Origin of the sequence: Streptomyces aurantiaciflavus (assembly GCF_049808595.1) — a bacterium.
GTDB lineage: Bacteria > Actinomycetota > Actinomycetes > Streptomycetales > Streptomycetaceae > Streptomyces.
Genome location: NZ_JBNCAQ010000021.1, coordinates 1 through 16,357, shown reverse-complemented (window position 1 = coordinate 16,357; position 16,357 = coordinate 1). Strand labels below are relative to the sequence as shown.

At 70.4% G+C, this 16,357-nt stretch carries 14 protein-coding genes; 8 read left to right on the top strand and 6 right to left on the bottom strand.

Features of this window, described 5'->3' with window-relative positions; all coding sequences use genetic code 11:
- Positions 1-63 precede the first annotated feature (63 nt).
- From gltX to ACPT94_RS24425, 3 genes are all read right to left on the bottom strand, one after another.
- Positions 64-1,548 (bottom strand): glutamate--tRNA ligase, encoded by a 1,485-nt coding sequence (gltX, locus tag ACPT94_RS24435; RefSeq protein ID WP_425246823.1) that lies wholly within the window; start codon positions 1,546-1,548, stop codon positions 64-66.
- A complete protein-coding gene (locus ACPT94_RS24430; protein ID WP_360343691.1) occupies positions 1,541-2,317 on the bottom strand; it encodes a fumarylacetoacetate hydrolase family protein in 777 nt (258 codons plus the stop codon). The genes gltX and ACPT94_RS24430 overlap by 8 nt, the downstream gene beginning before the upstream one ends.
- 130 nt (positions 2,318-2,447) lie before the next feature.
- On the bottom strand, positions 2,448-2,645 hold the full coding sequence (locus ACPT94_RS24425) for a hypothetical protein (protein WP_360343688.1): 198 nt from the start codon (positions 2,643-2,645) through the stop codon (positions 2,448-2,450).
- A 599-nt stretch (positions 2,646-3,244) separates the two neighbouring features.
- Between ACPT94_RS24425 and ACPT94_RS24420 the strand changes: the two genes are divergently transcribed.
- The 8 genes from ACPT94_RS24420 to ACPT94_RS24385 all read left to right on the top strand — a co-directional run bounded on the left by ACPT94_RS24420 (position 3,245) and on the right by ACPT94_RS24385 (position 13,866).
- The gene (locus ACPT94_RS24420) at positions 3,245-7,039 is read left to right on the top strand and encodes a sensor histidine kinase (RefSeq protein WP_425246822.1); all 3,795 of its coding nucleotides are present in this window, start codon (positions 3,245-3,247) and stop codon (positions 7,037-7,039) included.
- Between the two features lie 9 nt (positions 7,040-7,048).
- Positions 7,049-7,462 carry a roadblock/LC7 domain-containing protein gene (locus ACPT94_RS24415; RefSeq protein ID WP_189937672.1) on the top strand — a complete coding sequence of 138 codons (414 nt, stop codon included), beginning with the start codon at positions 7,049-7,051 and terminating at the stop codon, positions 7,460-7,462.
- Between the two features lie 112 nt (positions 7,463-7,574).
- Entirely contained in the window at positions 7,575-7,973 is a 399-nt protein-coding gene (locus ACPT94_RS24410; RefSeq protein ID WP_019058642.1) for a DUF742 domain-containing protein, read from the top strand.
- Positions 7,954-8,529, top strand: coding sequence for a GTP-binding protein (locus tag ACPT94_RS24405; RefSeq protein ID WP_132855910.1), 576 nt, complete (start codon positions 7,954-7,956; stop codon positions 8,527-8,529). Before ACPT94_RS24410 ends, ACPT94_RS24405 begins: the two co-directional genes overlap by 20 nt.
- 376 nt (positions 8,530-8,905) lie before the next feature.
- Positions 8,906-12,196 (top strand): sensor histidine kinase, encoded by a 3,291-nt coding sequence (locus tag ACPT94_RS24400; RefSeq protein WP_360352083.1) that lies wholly within the window; start codon positions 8,906-8,908, stop codon positions 12,194-12,196.
- A 10-nt stretch (positions 12,197-12,206) separates the two neighbouring features.
- Positions 12,207-12,620 carry a roadblock/LC7 domain-containing protein gene (locus ACPT94_RS24395; RefSeq protein WP_004983065.1) on the top strand — a complete coding sequence of 138 codons (414 nt, stop codon included), beginning with the start codon at positions 12,207-12,209 and terminating at the stop codon, positions 12,618-12,620.
- Positions 12,621-12,716: 96 nt separating this feature from the next.
- A complete protein-coding gene (locus ACPT94_RS24390; RefSeq protein WP_360352086.1) occupies positions 12,717-13,304 on the top strand; it encodes a DUF742 domain-containing protein in 588 nt (195 codons plus the stop codon).
- Positions 13,285-13,866 carry a GTP-binding protein gene (locus tag ACPT94_RS24385; RefSeq protein ID WP_026248371.1) on the top strand — a complete coding sequence of 194 codons (582 nt, stop codon included), beginning with the start codon at positions 13,285-13,287 and terminating at the stop codon, positions 13,864-13,866. Before ACPT94_RS24390 ends, ACPT94_RS24385 begins: the two co-directional genes overlap by 20 nt.
- Positions 13,867-13,939: 73 nt before the next feature.
- Here ACPT94_RS24385 and ACPT94_RS24380 read toward each other — a convergent pair whose 3' ends face one another.
- From ACPT94_RS24380 to ACPT94_RS24370, 3 genes are all read right to left on the bottom strand, one after another.
- The gene (locus ACPT94_RS24380) at positions 13,940-14,491 is read right to left on the bottom strand and encodes a hypothetical protein (protein WP_425246821.1); all 552 of its coding nucleotides are present in this window, start codon (positions 14,489-14,491) and stop codon (positions 13,940-13,942) included.
- A 66-nt stretch (positions 14,492-14,557) separates the two neighbouring features.
- The gene (locus tag ACPT94_RS24375; protein WP_360352091.1) at positions 14,558-14,752 is read right to left on the bottom strand and encodes an acyl-CoA carboxylase subunit epsilon; all 195 of its coding nucleotides are present in this window, start codon (positions 14,750-14,752) and stop codon (positions 14,558-14,560) included.
- Between the two features lie 57 nt (positions 14,753-14,809).
- Positions 14,810-16,342, bottom strand: coding sequence for an acyl-CoA carboxylase subunit beta (locus ACPT94_RS24370; RefSeq protein ID WP_425246875.1), 1,533 nt, complete (start codon positions 16,340-16,342; stop codon positions 14,810-14,812).
- Between the last annotated feature and the right edge of the window lie 15 nt (positions 16,343-16,357).

Here is a 16,357-nt window from a genome sequence, read left to right as displayed (position 1 = left end):
TCCGGGTGAACGCCGAGGGGCGGCAGCCGGTGACCCGGTCGCCGCCCCTCACGCGTGTGCGCGTTACGCCGCCAGCTTCGCCAGTGCCGCGTCGATGCGGGCCAGCGTCTCCTCCTTGCCCAGGACCTCCAGGGACTCGAAGAGGGGCAGGCCGACCGTGCGGCCGGTGACGGCCACGCGGACCGGGGCCTGGGCCTTGCCGAGCTTGAGGCCGTGGGCCTCGCCGGCGGCCAGGACGGCCTCCTTGAGGGACTCCGGGTTGGTCCAGTCGGCCGAGTCCAGCTGCTCGCGGGCCGTGCGCAGGAGGGCGTCGGAGCCCTCCTTCATCGCCTTCGTCCAGCTCGCCTCGTCGAAGACCGGCTCGGGGAGGAAGAGGAAGTCGACGTTGTCGGTGATCTCGGAGAGCACCTTCAGGCGGGTCTGGGCGTGGGGGGCGATCGCCTGCCACTTGGTCTCGTCGAAGTCCTCCGGCGCCCAGGGGGCGAACGGCGCCTTCAGCCAGGGACGGCAGCGCTCCGTGAAGTCCTTCACGTCCAGCAGGCGGATGTGGTCGCCGTTGATGGCCTCGCACTTCTTGAGGTCGAAGCGGGCCGGGTTGGGGTTGACGTCCGCGACGTCGAAGGCCGCGACCATCTGGTCCATCGTGAAGATGTCCTGGTCGGCGGAGAGCGACCAGCCCAGCAGGGACAGGTAGTTGAGCAGGCCCTCCGGGAGGAAGCCGCGCTCCCGGTAGAGGTTCAGGCTCGACTGCGGGTCGCGCTTGGAGAGCTTCTTGTTGCCCTCGCCCATCACGTACGGCAGGTGGCCGAACCGGGGGATCTGCTGGGCGATCCCGAGCTCGATCAGTGCCTTGTAGAGGGCGATCTGGCGCGGCGTCGAGGAGAGCAGGTCCTCGCCGCGCAGGACGTGGGTGATCTCCATCAGCGCGTCGTCGACCGGGTTCACGAGCGTGTAGAGCGGGGCGCCGTTGGCGCGGACGATGCCGTAGTCCGGGACGTTCTCCGGGGTGAAGGTCAGCTCGCCGCGGACCAGGTCCGTGAAGGTGATCGTCTCGTCGGGCATGCGGAAGCGCACGATGGGCTCGCGGCCCTCGGCCTTGTACTGCTCGACCTGCTCCGCGCTCAGGTCGCGGCAGTGGCCGTCGTAGCCGGAGGGCCTGCCGGCGGCGCGGGCGGCCTCGCGGCGGGTGTCCAGCTCCTCCTGGGAGCAGTAGCAGTGGTAGGCGTGGCCGGCGTCCAGGAGCTTGGCCGCGACGTCCTTGTAGAGGTCCATGCGCTGCGACTGGCGGTACGGCGCGTGGGGGCCGCCGATCTCGGGGCCCTCGTCCCAGTCGAAGCCCAGCCAGCGCATCGAGTCCAGGAGCTGCTCGTAGGACTCCTCGGAGTCGCGGGCCGCGTCGGTGTCCTCGATGCGGAAGACCAGCGTGCCCTGGTGGTGCCTGGCGAACGCCCAGTTGAACAGGGCGGTGCGGACCAGGCCCACGTGGGGGTTACCGGTGGGCGACGGACAGAAACGGACACGTACGGGGGAGCCGGGTGCGCTAGCCACGCTTGACAACCTTGTTGGTGAGAGTGCCGATGCCTTCGATGGTGACGGCGACCTCGTCGCCGACGTTGAGGGGGCCGACCCCTGCCGGGGTGCCGGTGAGGATCACGTCGCCCGGGAGCAGCGTCATGGCCTCGGTGATGTTGACGATCAGGTCCTCGATGGAGTGGATCATCTCGCTGGTGCGGCCGAGCTGGCGCTGCTGGCCGTTGACCGTGAGCTGGATGGTGAGGTCGCTCGGGTCGAGGTCGGTCTCCACCCAGGGGCCGAGCGGGCAGGAGGAGTCGAAGCCCTTGGCCCGCGCCCACTGCTTCTCGCGCTTCTGGACGTCCCGCGCGGTGATGTCGTTCGCGCAGGTGTAGCCGAAGATCACGTCCTTGACGCGCTCACGCGGGACCTCGCGGCACATACGGCCGATGACCACGGCGAGCTCCGCCTCGTGGTGGAGGTCCTCGGAGAAGGGCGGGTACTGGATGTCGTCCCCGGGGCCGATCACGGAGGTGGAGGGCTTGAAGAAGGCGAACGGGGCGTCGGGCACCTCGTTGCCGAGTTCGCGCGCGTGCTCGGCGTAGTTGCGGCCGAAGGCCACGACCTTGTTGGGGAGCACGGGCGGGAGCAGCCGGACCTTGCTCAGCGGCACCTTCGTGCCGGAGAGCTCGTGTTCCGCGAACGGGATGCCCTTGATGATGTCGAGGACGAGCTCGTCCGGCTTGTCGCCCTCGACCGCGCCGAAGGCGACGTTCCCGTCGATGGAGAACCTGGCGATGCGCACGGGTTGGTTGGCCCCTTGCTGAGCTGGCTGGAGTGTGACGCTCCAGGCTAACGCGGAAGGGCGCCCCCGGACGGGGACGCCCTTGACATCCGTGGCCGCCGCCTTGAGCATGCGGCGGTTCGCGCGCGTACTACTCCGCGGAAGACGCGGCGGAGGCCCCGACGGGGACCTCGGTGAGGATGGTGCGCTTGGGGTTGGCAGTCTGGGCCGGCAGATCGACGGAGTGCTCCGGCTGCTCCGGGAGCGTCAGGTCGTCGGCGTCGCTGAGGTGCGCCAGCGTCGTGCGCCGCGGGTTGGCGATCTTGTGGAACATCGTCGTCGTCTTCACTGTTGTACTGGGCCCTGTCCTGTCCGGGCGCCCGGCGGGCCGGGGCGCGGCCCGCGCGTGGGCGCGGCTTGTCGGTTTTGCCATTTCTGTAAAGCCTCAGGCTAGGCACGCCATTCCCGTTGATCGCGTGAAGGTCACATGATCGGCGTGTGAGTTTCCTCACGGATCCACGGTTAAAACGGTCAATTCAGACCCTCAAAGCACCGCAACGAAACGGACATCTGCCACCTGAAGCCCTCATTCCGCTCCTGATCATGGCGACTGGGACACCTGTCACCCATCCGGGCTTCGCCCTGGTATGACCGGGTTACCCTGGATCACCTTCTACGTGTGGTGATCCACCCCTTACGGGCTGTCACGGATGTCACAGCCCGGCCAACACACCTTGTTGGAGATCCGTCACTGTGCTGGAATCTCACGGACCGCCGCGGGATCGAGCCGGCGCGCAAAGGGCGCACAGCAGCGCCGAGTGGCGGCGGAAGGGGGAACCAGCGCCGGTCACTCACGACTCGGAGGGCGTATTCAGGACGCCCTTCAAGACGCCGACACCGTCCTTCCGTTGACGCGGAGGGGCGCCTGGTCCAGAGGTTGCGACGCTAGTGCAGGGACGTTTCAAGAGGGATGGCAGCGCTTCGGCAGAGCCGGAGCCGCATGGCGGGACCGACCGCGGTTCCTCGCCCCAGCACGCCCAGAACCCGGGTCCGGCCCCGTCCGGCGACGGCGGTGAGCGCCCCGGGCGCCCCGCCGCGTCCACGTCGTCGAGCGCCCTTCCCCCGACTCCGACGGTGACCCCGCCCGCCGGCCCCACCAGCACCGGCTCGCGCATGGCACTGCGCAACTGGCGCATCTCCACGCGTCTGGTCGCGCTGCTGACCCTCCCGGTGGTCGCGGCCACCACGCTGGGCACCCTGCGCATCAGCCAGTCGATGGACGACATCAAGCAGCTCGACAACATGCGGCTGCTGACGGACATGACCAAGCAGGCCACGGACCTGGCCGCCGCGCTGCAGGACGAGCGCGACCGGTCCGCCGGTCCGCTGGCGCACGGCGCGAAGGCGACCGACTTCACCGTCAAGGGCGTCCGCGAGAAGACCGACCGGCAGCTGTCCGCGTTCAGCGACGCCTCGGAGGAGATCGACGCCTCCAGCAAGGACGGCAACCTCCAGGGCGTCCGCGACAGCCTCGTGGGCCTCCTCGGCGACCTCGGCAACATCGCCAAGATCCGTAAGACGGCCTACGCGGAGCCGAAGAACTCCACCCAGACGGTGGAGGCCTACCACCGCCTCATCACCTCCCTGCTCGACCTGTCGCAGGACATGGCGCAGGCCACGAGCAACCCGGAGATGATCCAGCGCACCCGCGCGCTGGCCGCCTTCTCCTCCGCCAAGGAGTACGCCTCCGTCCAGCGCGCCACCCTCTCGGCCGCGCTGCCGGTGAACGACGACGACTTCGGCAAGCTCTCCGAGAACGACCGGCAGTACGCCGAGGCCGCGCTGGAGAACCAGGACTCCGAGCTCGCCAGTTTCCGCAGCATCTACGGCGACGAGGGCGCCGAGGAGCTGCTGCAGCCCATCGAGCAGGGCAGCCCGACGATCGAGGACGCCGACACCTACGCCACCCGTGCGCTGAGCTCGGCCAGTGGTCTCTCCTCGCTGGACAAGCGGTCGTACCAGGACTGGTTCGACGCCAGCTCGACCAAGATCCGGCAGATGACCAACATCGAGACCACGCTGCTCGAGGACATGGAGCAGACGGCCCGTGAGCTGCGCGCCGAGTCGGAGCGCGAGGCGATCATCTCCGGTGCGCTGATCCTGCTCGTGCTCGGTGTGTCGCTGGTCGGCGCGTTCGTCGTCGCCCGGTCCATGATCCGCTCGCTGCGCCGCCTGCAGGAGACCGCCACCAAGGTCGCCCAGGACCGGCTGCCCGAGCTGGTCAAGCAGCTGTCCGAGTCCGACCCGCAGGACGTCGACACGTCCGTGGAGTCGGTCGGTGTGCACTCCCGGGACGAGATCGGCCAGGTGGCCGCGGCCTTCGACGACGTGCACCGCGAGGCCGTCCGCCTCGCCGCCGAGCAGGCCCTGCTGCGGGGCAACGTCAACGCGATGTTCACCAACCTCTCGCGCCGCTCCCAGGGCCTCATCCAGCGTCAGCTCTCGCTCATCTCCGAACTGGAGTCCCGCGAGGCCGACCCGGACCAGCTGTCCTCGCTCTTCAAGCTCGACCACCTCGCGACGCGTATGCGCCGTAACGGTGAGAACCTCCTCGTCCTCGCGGGTGAGGAGCCCGGCCGCCGCTGGACCCGCCCGGTCCCGCTGGTCGACGTGCTCCGCGCCGCCGCGTCCGAGGTGGAGCAGTACGAGCGCATCGAGCTGGCGTCCGTGCCGACCACCGAAGTGGCCGGCCGCGTCGTCAACGACCTCGTGCACCTGCTCGCCGAGCTGCTGGAGAACGCCACCTCGTTCTCCTCCCCGCAGACCAAGGTCAAGGTCACCGGTCACGCGCTGCCCGACGGCCGGGTGCTGATCGAGATCCACGACACCGGCATCGGCCTCTCCCCCGAGGACCTCGCCGCGATCAACGAGCGGCTCGCCTCGCCGCCCACCGTGGACGTCTCCGTCTCCCGCCGCATGGGCCTCTTCGTGGTCGGTCGTCTGTCGCAGCGGCACGGCATCCGCATCCAGCTGCGCCCGTCCGACTCCGGTGGTACGACCGCGCTGGTCATGCTGCCCGTGGACGTCGCCCAGGGCGGCAAGAAGCCGCAGCCCAAGCCCGGTCAGGGCGCCGTGTCCGGCGGTCCCGCCGCCGCGCAGGCCGCCGCCGGTGCCGCCGCGGCCCGTCGCCAGGGCCAGCAGGGCGGTGCCCTCGGCGGCGGTGCGCCGGCCGGCGGCGGTGCCCTCGGCGCCGGTCCCGGTGCGGGCGGCCGCCTCGCCCCCGGCCAGGGTCCCCGGGCCGCGCTGCCCGGCCGGGACGGCGGTGGCCGTCCCGGTGCGCCGCGCGGACCGCAAGGTCCGGCCTCCCCGCAGCAGGGCCGCCCGGCTCCGGCCGGCGCGGGCGCCGGCTTCGGCGGACAGGCACCGGGTGCGCCGCAGGGTCTCCAGGCGACCGGTCCGGGTGCGCCCGGCCAGGGTCAGGACATGTTCGGCGGCGGCCGTCCGCCCGCGCAGCCGCAGCGCCAGAACGACAACCGGGGCGAGCAGGGCGGCCGTGGCCGTCAGGCGCAGCTTCCGCCGCGCGGCGGCCCACGGGCCGAGCTGCCCGGCGGCAACCAGCAGCGTTCGGCGAGCTGGGGCGACGAGAACGCCCAGCCCCCGGTGCCGCGCACCCCGCTGGACGCCCCGCGCGGCCACGAGGAGCCGGACGTCGCGCAGACCTCCCGCATGCCCCGCATCGACGACCGCCAGGGTCCCGGCTCGACCGCGGAGATACCCGCGATCCCCCGGATCGACGAGCGCCAGAACCCCGGTGGCCCCGCGGACTTCTCCCGTCCCGGTGTGAACGGCGCCCAGGACACGGGCCGGTTCCCGGCCGTCAACGGCAGCCAGGACACGGGTCAGTTCCCGGCCCCCGGCGCGGGCGGCCAGCAGGACGGCTTCGTCCGCTCCGACGTCTTCGGCGCCCCGGGCGGCCAGAACGCCCCGGCGGGTCCGGGCCGGTTCGCCCCGCAGCAGGACTACGACAACGGCTCGACCGGTCAGTTCCCCGCGCCCGGCTACGACGGCTCCACCACCGGCCGGCACGCCCTGCCCGGTCGCCAGGACCCGGCGTCCACGGGCCAGTTCGAACGACCCCAGACCAACGGCGGCAACGGCTACGGCTCCCCACAGCAGCAGCCCGTCCCGCCGCGCCCCGCCGCCCGTCCCGAGCCCGACAACAGGGGCGCCGCGCCGCGACCCGACGACGGGCGGGGTGACGGGTGGGCACTGCCGCCGGCCCCGGGTCCGGGTGACGGCCGTACCCCGCTGTACGACACGCTGGAGACCAACTGGTTCCGCGGGCAGCAGGGCAACGGAAACGGCAACGGCTCCGCTCCGGCGCCGCAGCAACAGCAGCCGCAGGCTCCGGCTGCTCCCCAGCGTCCCGCGGCAGGCGGCGCCACGACGTCCTCGTGGCGTACGTCGCCGAACGACGAGCTCGTCCGTCAGGCCGAGCGCGTCCGGCAGCCGGCCGCGGGCGGCGTCACCACTTCCGGCCTGCCGCGCCGGGTGCCCCGGGCGAACCTCGTCCCGGGCACGGCTCAGCAGCAACAGCACCAAACCGGTCCGCAGGTCTCGCGTGCGCCTGACGACGTACGCGGACGGCTGACCAATCTCCGTCGGGGTATCGCGCAGGGTCGTCAGGTCGGCAACGGCCAGACCGGCAGCTTCCCGAACCCCACTCACCAGCAGGAGCGTTAGTTGAGCCAGATGAGCCAGGCGGCACAGAATCTGAACTGGTTGATCACCAACTTCGTGGACAACACCCCCGGGGTGTCCCACACCGTCGTCGTGTCCGCCGACGGGCTCCTGCTCGCCATGTCCGAGGGCTTCCCGCGCGACCGTGCCGACCAGCTGGCGGCCGTCGCGTCGGGGCTCACCTCGCTGACGGCCGGGGCCTCCCGGATCTTCGAGGGCGGGCATGTGGCACAGACGGTCGTCGAGATGGAGCGAGGGTTCCTCTTCCTCATGTCCGTCTCGGACGGCTCGTCCCTCGCCGTCCTCGCACACCCCGAGTGCGACATCGGCCTCGTCGGCTACGAGATGGCGCTGCTGGTCGACCGCGCGGGCGCGGTGCTCACCCCGGACCTGCGCGCCGAGCTCCAAGGCAGTCTGCTCCACTGACCGTCCCGGCAACACCCACCGCACCAAATCACCGTCCGGCCGACACAATCCCCCCACCGGCCTCGACGGACGGCACGACTGACCGAGACATGCTGTCCCGCCCGGAGGATCCATGACCCCGCCCACCGCCTCTCATGATCCGTACGCGGAGCCGTACGGGGACGAGGGCGACCAGCCGCTGGTGCGTCCGTACGCGATGACCGGCGGCCGGACCCGGCCGCGCTACCAGCTCGCCATCGAGGCACTGATCAGCACCACGGCCGACCCGGCAGCGCTCATGGGGCTCCTTCCGGAGCACCAGCGCATCTGCCACCTGTGCCGCGAGGTGAAGTCGGTCGCGGAGGTCTCGGCGCTCCTCGCCATGCCCCTCGGCGTGGCGCGGATCCTCGTCGCGGACCTCGCCGAGGCCGGCCTGGTGGCCATCCACCAGCCGGGCGGCGACGAGAACAACGGCGGCGCTCCGGACGTGACGCTGCTCGAAAGGGTGCTCAGTGGACTTCGCAAGCTCTGACGGAGGCCGGGCCACCACCTCCGCGAAGATCGTGGTGGCGGGCGGCTTCGGCGTCGGCAAGACCACGTTCGTGGGAGCCGTCTCCGAGATCAACCCGCTGCGCACGGAGGCCGTCATGACGTCCGCGAGCGCGGGCATCGACGACCTCACCCACACCGGGGACAAGACCACCACCACGGTGGCCATGGACTTCGGCCGTATCACGCTCGACCAGGACCTGATCCTGTACCTGTTCGGTACGCCGGGTCAGGACCGTTTCTGGTTCATGTGGGACGACCTGGTGCGCGGCGCCATCGGCGCGGTGGTGCTCGTGGACACCCGGCGTCTGGCGGACTGTTTCCCGGCCGTGGACTACTTCGAGAACAGCGGTCTGCCGTTCGTCGTCGCCCTCAACGGCTTCGACGGGCAGCAGCCGTACCAGCCCGAAGAGGTGCGCGAGGCGCTGCAGATCGGGCCGGACACCCCGATCATCACCACCGACGCCCGGCACCGGGCGGACGCCAAGAGTGCGCTGATCACGCTGGTCGAGCACGCGCTGATGGCACGGCTGCGGTAGCCCTCAAACAGACCGTGCCGTACGGCAGTTGTCGTAGACACTCGGGAGCCGACTGTGGCCTTTGACACGGTCGGCTCCGGTGTTCATAACGTTTCGGCAGAGGAATCGGGTGGTACGGCCACGCGTCGCGGTCGCTCAGTCTCGCTGCGCGCACGAAGGCCCCGTCTTTTGACGGGGCTCGTTCTTTTTGACCGTTTTATCTGGGGCTTACATCACGTCGAACCGGCACTTCTCACTGTTTGGAAGAGCGCAGGTCGTCGTGCTGGAATGCCTGAACTGCCCAATAGTCAATGACGTACTCATGGTCGATGGCTGACCGGGCTCTGAGACACTGCGGCACGACGTAGGTGCCGACCGCCGAGAGGTTGTTGGTCGAGTGAGGCGAAGCAAGAAAAGTCCCGAGCCGGCGGCGCGGGGCAACTTCACCCCGCCGCCGCGCGGAGCGGCGCCCGCCCCTGTGCCCGGCTCGGAGCCGACGGCCGCACCCGCGAAGAGCGGCGGCCGTCTCTCCCCGCGCAACTGGCGCGTGCCGACCCGGCTGAACGCGATCCTGCTCATACCCGTGCTGGTCGGCCTGGTCATGGGCGGCTTCCAGGTGAAGAGCTCGATCGACACCTGGCAGGAGGCCCGCGACGCCGAGAAGGTCGCGAAGATCGTGGCCGCCGCCGGTGAGTACGCCGAGGCACTCCTCAACGAGCGGGACGTCTCCGCCCAGCCGCTCCTGCAGAACAAGAAGGACGACGAGACCGTCAAGGACGCTCGCGCCTTCACCGACCAGAAGGCCGCCGCCTTCCACAAGGAAGTCGTCGGCATGCCGGCCAAGCAGGGCCTGGAGCGCCGCCTGGACCTGGTGGAGAAGGCCGAGCCGGCCCTCGCGAAGATCCGCGCGGCCGCCTACACCCAGGCCATGGACCCGGTGAAGACCGAAGAGGGCTACGTCGCGGTCGAGCACCTGCTGATGGAGTTCTCCAACGAGCTCGGCCTGGGCACCGGCAACATCACCGCGTACGGCCGCACCGTGTACGCCATCGCGCTCGCCAAGGGCGCCGAGTCGCTGCAGCGCGCGATCGGCATGCACCTCCTGGTCCGGCCGAGCCCCGACGAGACGGTCTTCGCGGCGCAGGTCAGGGCCTTCACCTCCTACGCCTACCTCGAGAACGTCGCCATCCAGGAGTACGTCTCCGGTGGCACCACGCAGGACGCCGCGCGGCTCACCCAGGTCATGCAGCAGAAGACCGCGGAGGGCACGAAGCTGGCCGCCGACGCCAAGGCGAAGGCGGACGCCGCGGGTCAGGACTACGTCGCCCCGCCCGCGATGGACAAGATGATCCAGGCGATCGGCAGCGGCCAGAAGCCCGCCGATCTCGCCCAGCAGGGCATCACCGCCCAGGCCTGGATGACGGCCGCGACCCTGAAGTTCGAGGGCTACAGCCAGGTCGAGAAGGAACTCATCGACCGGGCGGTCACCGACGCCGGGCAGATCGCCTCCGACGCCCAGCAGGACGCCATCGTCAACGGTGGCATCGTCGTCATCGCCCTGCTCGCCGCGTTCATCATCGCCGGTCTCATGGCCCGCCAGATGAGCCAGTCCATGCGCCAGCTGCGCAACGCCGCCTTCGGTATCGCCGAGCAGCGTCTGCCGATGCTGGTCGACCAGCTCTCGCGCACCGACCCCGGCCGGGTCGACACCCGGGTCGCCCCGATCCCGATCAACACCACCGACGAGATCGGCGAGGTCGCCCGCGCCTTCGACCAGGTCCACCGCGAGGCCGTCCGGCTCGCCGCCGAGCAGGCCCTGCTGCGGGGCAACATCAACGCGATCTTCACCAACCTGTCGCGCCGCAACCAGTCGCTGATCGAGGGCCAGCTGACCCTGATCACCGACCTGGAGAACAACGAGGCCGACCCGGACCAGTTGGAGAACCTCTTCCGTCTGGACCACCTCGCGACCCGTATGCGCCGCAACGGCGAGAACCTCCTCGTTCTCGCCGGCGAGGAGCCCGGCCGCCGCTGGGACCAGCCGGTCCCGCTGGTCGACGTCCTGCGCGCCGCCTCCTCCGAGGTGGAGCAGTACGAGCGCATCGAGCTGTCGGGCGTGCCGGAGGCCGAGATCCACGGCCGCGCCGTGACCGACCTCGTGCACCTGCTGGCCGAGCTGCTGGAGAACGCGACGACGTTCTCCTCGCCGCAGACGAAGGTCCGTGTGACGGCCACCCGTCTCCCCGACGGTCGGGTCATGATCGAGATCCACGACAAGGGCATCGGCCTCACCGCCGAGGACTTCGCCGACATCAACCACAAGCTGGCCAACCCGCCGACGGTGGACGCCGCGATCTCGCAGCGCATGGGCCTCTTCGTGGTCGGCCGGCTGTCCGACCGGCACGGCATCCGCGTCCAGCTGCGCCCCTCGGGCGAGCAGGCCGGCACCACCTCGCTGGTCATGCTGCCGGACGCGATCACGCACGGCGGTGGCGGCGAACAGGCCGCCGACCGCGACGAGTTCACCGTCTCGCAGATCATCCCGGAGCAGCAGTACCAGGGTGAGGACTTCAACCAGCCGATGCGCACGGCGGCCGAACTCGGCTTCGACGACAGCCGCTACACCGAAGTCCCCGACGACCTCCGCGATCTGGACCCCGTGGGCCGCTCCCTGATGCGCGAGGAGCGCCGGGCGGCCCTGGAGGCCCAGACGCACGGCCAGCCCGGCCAGCAGCAGTCCCCCGAGACGCCCGCGTACACCGAGGGCTTCGACCAGACCCAGCAGCAGCCGGCGTACGACGCCCAGAACGGCTACGCGGCCGCGCAGAACGGCTACGACCCCGGCGCGGCCGGGGCCACCGGCTACGCCGAGCAGCCCGCGGCGTACGACCAGCAGACGGCGTACGAGGAGCGGCAGCGCCCGGCGTACGAGGACCCGTTCCTGGCGTCGAACGGCGCTGGGACGCGGGGCGAGGACTTCTCCTCCAACGGCGGTGTGCCGCAGAACGGCGCCTTCGCGTCGAACGGCGGCTACCCCGACCCCGCGTATGCGGAGCCGGCCCAGGAGGAGCGCACGCCGGACCGGGCGTCCTCGGCGGAGAGCTTCGCGCCGTACGAGGAGCAGCCCTACCAGGACGACTGGCCGCAGCAGAACGGCTACCAGAACGGCTACCCGGACCAGTACGCTCCGCAAGCGGAATCCACGCAGGCCGCTGACGCGAGTGAGCAGGACCGCGTAGGCTTCGACCGTCCGGGACCGGCCTCCTCCGCCGCCCACGCGCTGACCGACGCCGGACTGCCCCGCCGTGGATCGATCGCGGCGAGCGGTTCGAACGGCGCCGCGCGGCCCGTGAACCGCGAAGCGCCGGCCCCCACCCCGGAGAGCAACGGCGACAGCAACTGGCGCTCGGCGAACGACGAGCGCTGGCAGCAGGCCTCGCAGCTCCGGAAGCCCAAGGCGGGCGGGGTCACCTCCTCCGGCCTGCCGCGGCGGGTGCCCAAGGCCAACCTGGTCGAGGGCGCCGCCGAGAGCACCCCCCAGGGAGGCCCACAGGTCTCCCGCGCCCCGGAGGACGTCCGAGGCAGGCTGAGCAACCTGCGTCGAGGCGTCCAGCGCGGACGCAACGCAGGCAGTGAAACGAACGGCCAGGGCTTCGGTCCTGACAGCACCTACAACCAGGAGCGTTAGTGTGAGCCCGATGAGCCAGGCGGCACAGAACCTGAACTGGTTGATCACCAACTTCGTGGACAACACCCCGGGGGTGTCCCACACGGTGGTGGTCTCCGCCGACGGACTCCTTCTGGCGATGTCCGAAGGCTTCCCCCGCGACCGCGCCGACCAGCTCGCGGCCGTCGCCTCCGGTCTGACGTCACTGACGGCAGGCGCCTCCCGGATCTTCGAGGGAGGCAGCGTGAACCAGACGGTTGTGGAGATGGAGCGGGGATTCCTCTTCATCATGTCCATTTCCGACGGTTCCTCGCTGGCGGTCCTCGCCCACCCCGAGGCGGACATCGGCCTCATTGGGTACGAGATGGCCCTTCTGGTGGACCGTGCCGGTACGGTCCTGACGCCCGACCTTCGTGCGGAGCTCCAAGGGAGCCTTCTCAACTAACAACGGGACGGTGCGTATTGGCGTCCCGAGGCCGTAGGGTTTCGGGACGCGGCTTCCACGTGATGGGTGCCAGGCACAGTCGGAGGAGGAGAGAAAGTGGCAACACCCCCAGGCGGTTCCAATCCGGGTAACTGGTCGTACGGCCCTGCCCAGGGTCAGGGCGACGGTTCCCAGAACGCGAACCGTTACAACTTCCCCTCCGCTCCGAGCCAGCGTCAGCCGTACGCGCCGCAGAGCCCGCAGGGTCCGGGCCCGTCGCCGTACGACCAGCCGCAGGCGCCGCGTATCCAGCCCGTGCAGCCGCAGCGCCGCGGCCCCGAGCCGGCGCCCGCCGGGGCGTCGAACAACCCACTGGTGCGTCCGTACGCCATGACCGGCGGCCGGACCCGCCCGCGCTACCAGCTCGCCATCGAGGCGCTGGTGCACACCACTGCGCAGCCGCACCAGATGCAGGGCCAGCTGCCCGAGCATCAGCGGATCTGCAACCTGTGCCGTGAGATCAAGTCGGTAGCCGAGATCTCGGCCCTCCTGACAATCCCTCTCGGCGTGGCCAGGATCCTCGTCGCCGACTTGGCGGAGGCGGGACTGGTCGCCATCCATCAGCCCGGCGGCGACGAGAACGCCGGCGGCCAGCCAGACGTGACACTGCTCGAAAGGGTGCTCAGTGGACTTCGCAAGCTCTAGCGGCGGTCCTTCCCGCTCCACCACCTCGGCGAAGATCGTGGTGGCGGGTGGCTTCGGCGTGGGCAAGACCACGTTCGTCGGGGCCGTCTCGGAGATCAACCCGCTGCGTACCGAGGCCGTCATGACGTCTGCTTCGGCAGGCATCGACGACCTCACCCACACCGGGGACAAGACGACCACGACGGTCGCCATGGACTTCGGCCGTATCACCCTGGACCAGGACCTGATCCTGTACCTCTTCGGTACGCCCGGCCAGGACCGCTTCTGGTTCATGTGGGACGACCTGGTGCGCGGCGCCATCGGCGCGATCGTCCTGGTGGACACCCGCCGTCTCGCCGACTGCTTCCCGGCCGTCGACTACTTCGAGAACAGCGGCCTGCCCTTCGTGATCGCCCTCAACGGCTTCGACGGCAACCAGCCGTACAACCCGGACGAGGTCCGCGAGGCGCTCCAGATCGGCCCCGACACCCCGATCATCACGACGGACGCCCGCCACCGCGCGGACGCGAAGTCGGCGCTGATCACACTGGTGGAGCACGCGCTGATGGCCCGCCTGCGGTAGGGACACCCACAGAACGGCCCCTGTGCCTCCCGAGGGAGGCACAGGGGCCGTTCTTGTTGTCCGCTGCCCTGCGCTACCAGAGTCCGACGGGATCGCGGCCGGCCGCCCTGTGCAGGATGTCCCTGACGGAGCCCATCCCGTACCGGTCCTCGGCACTGGAGAGCGCGGCCACCTCCAGCAGGAGAGTCCGGATGTCGACCTGTGCGTCACGGGCTTCCTCGCACAGGTCGTTCAGCCAGACCATCTCGTCCCGGGGGTCGTGGCACTGGTCGCGCGCGGACAGGTACAACAGCTGCCGGCGGAGGGCCTCGGGGGTCCGCCCCCGCGGCGCACTCACGGCCCAGCAGAAGGAGGCGCAGCGGTTCAGCAGCGCCCGCACGGCGCGCCGGGTCCGTTCGTCACCCCGTTCGTAGAGCGCGAGCAGCTCACGCAGGGCCGCCTCCGCCTCCTCGCGGACGTTCGCCTCGTCCAGGGGGGCCGGACGCTCCCTCATCCCGCTGATCCAGCCGGGCTCGGTGATGTCCACCGGCCTCTCCCCCAGCGGCTTCAACAGCGCGTCGATCAGTTCGACCTCGTCCGCCAAGTCGCCCGGTACGCCCACCGGTTCCCCCTCCGTCGGCCTCAAGGGGGCCACGGTACGCGCGCGAAGGCCCCGGCCGCCATGAGGGCGGCCGGGGCCTGTGCGAGGCGCTCAGCGCCAGCTGTGCGGGGCGCGGAAGCCGGGCTCGCGCTCCAGGCGGCGCCAGCCTGCCCGGAGGCGGCCGCGGTGGACCGGGGTGGGCTCGGCGGTGCGGGCGGCGGCGCGGGCCAGGAGGATCGCCGTGATGGCGGCGACTTCCTCGGGCTCGGCGTGGCCCTTCTCGACGCGGATGTCAGGGGTGTCCATGGATGTCAGTCTCCGTGAGAGAGGTTTCCGCGGGGACACCGCGGAAAGTCCGCTGGGTTACTGCGGGGGGTTGCCGTGCTTGCGCGAGGGCAGGTCGGCGTGCTTGGTGTGCAGCATCGCGAGGGACCTGATGAGGACTTCGCGGGTCTCGGCGGGGTCGATGACGTCGTCGACCAGGCCGCGTTCGGCCGCGTAGTAGGGGTGCATCAGCTCGGACTTGTACTCCTTGACCATGCGGGCCCGCATGGCCTCGGGGTCCTCGGCCTCGGCGATCTGGCGGCGGAAGATGACGTTGGCGGCGCCCTCGGCGCCCATCACGGCGATCTCGTTGGTCGGCCAGGCGTAGGTGAGGTCCGCCCCGATGGACTGGCTGTCCATGACGATGTAGGCACCTCCGTACGCCTTGCGCAGGATCAGGGAGATCCGGGGCACGGTCGCGTTGCAGTAGGCGTACAGCAGCTTCGCGCCGTGGCGGATGATTCCACCGTGCTCCTGGTCGACGCCGGGCAGGAAGCCGGGGACGTCCAGAAGAGTGATGATCGGGATGTTGAAGGCGTCGCACATCTGCACGAAGCGGGCGGCCTTCTCACTGGCCTCGATGTCCAGCACACCGGCCAGGGTCTGCGGCTGGTTGGCGACGATCCCGACGACCTGCCCGTCGAGTCGCGCGAGGGCGCAGATGATGTTGCGCGCCCACCGCTCGTGGACCTCGAGGTACTCGCCGTCGTCGACGATCTCCTCGATCACCTTCGTCATGTCGTACGGGCGGTTGCCGTCCGCCGGGACCAGGTCGAGCAGGACGTCCGAGCGGCGGTCGGCCGGGTCGGTGCACTCCACTCGCGGCGGGTTCTCGCGGTTGTTCTGCGGCAGGAGGGAGAGGAGGTAGCGGACCTCCGCGATGCAGGTCTCCTCGTCGTCGTAGGCGAAGTGGCACACACCGGAGGTCTCGGCGTGCACGTCGGCGCCGCCCAGGCCGTTCTGGGTGATCTCCTCACCGGTGACGGCCTTGACCACGTCCGGGCCGGTGATGAACATCTGCGAGGTCTCACGGACCATGAACACGAAGTCCGTCAGCGCCGGGCTGTAGGCGGCGCCGCCCGCGCACGGACCGAGCATCACACTGATCTGCGGGATGACGCCGGAGGCCCTGGTGTTGCGCTGGAAGATGCCGCCGTAGCCGGCCAGCGCCGAGACACCCTCCTGGATCCGGGCGCCCGCGCCGTCGTTCAGCGACACCAGCGGCGCACCGGCCGCGATGGCCATGTCCATGATCTTGTGGATCTTCGTGGCGTGGGCCTCGCCCAGCGCACCGCCGAAGATACGGAAGTCATGGGCGTAGACGAAGACCGTACGGCCCTCCACCGTGCCCCAGCCGGTGATGACACCGTCGGTGTACGGCTTCTTCGCCTCCAGGCCGAAACCGGTCGCCCGGTGCCGGCGCAACTGCTCGACCTCCTGGAAGGACCCCGCGTCCAGGAGCAGCTCGATACGCTCCCGGGCGGTCAGCTTGCCCTTGGCGTGCTGCGCCTGGGTCGCCTTCTCGCTCGGCCCGGCCAACGCCTGCGCACGGATCTCGTGCAGCTCGGCCACGCGCCCGCGCGCGTC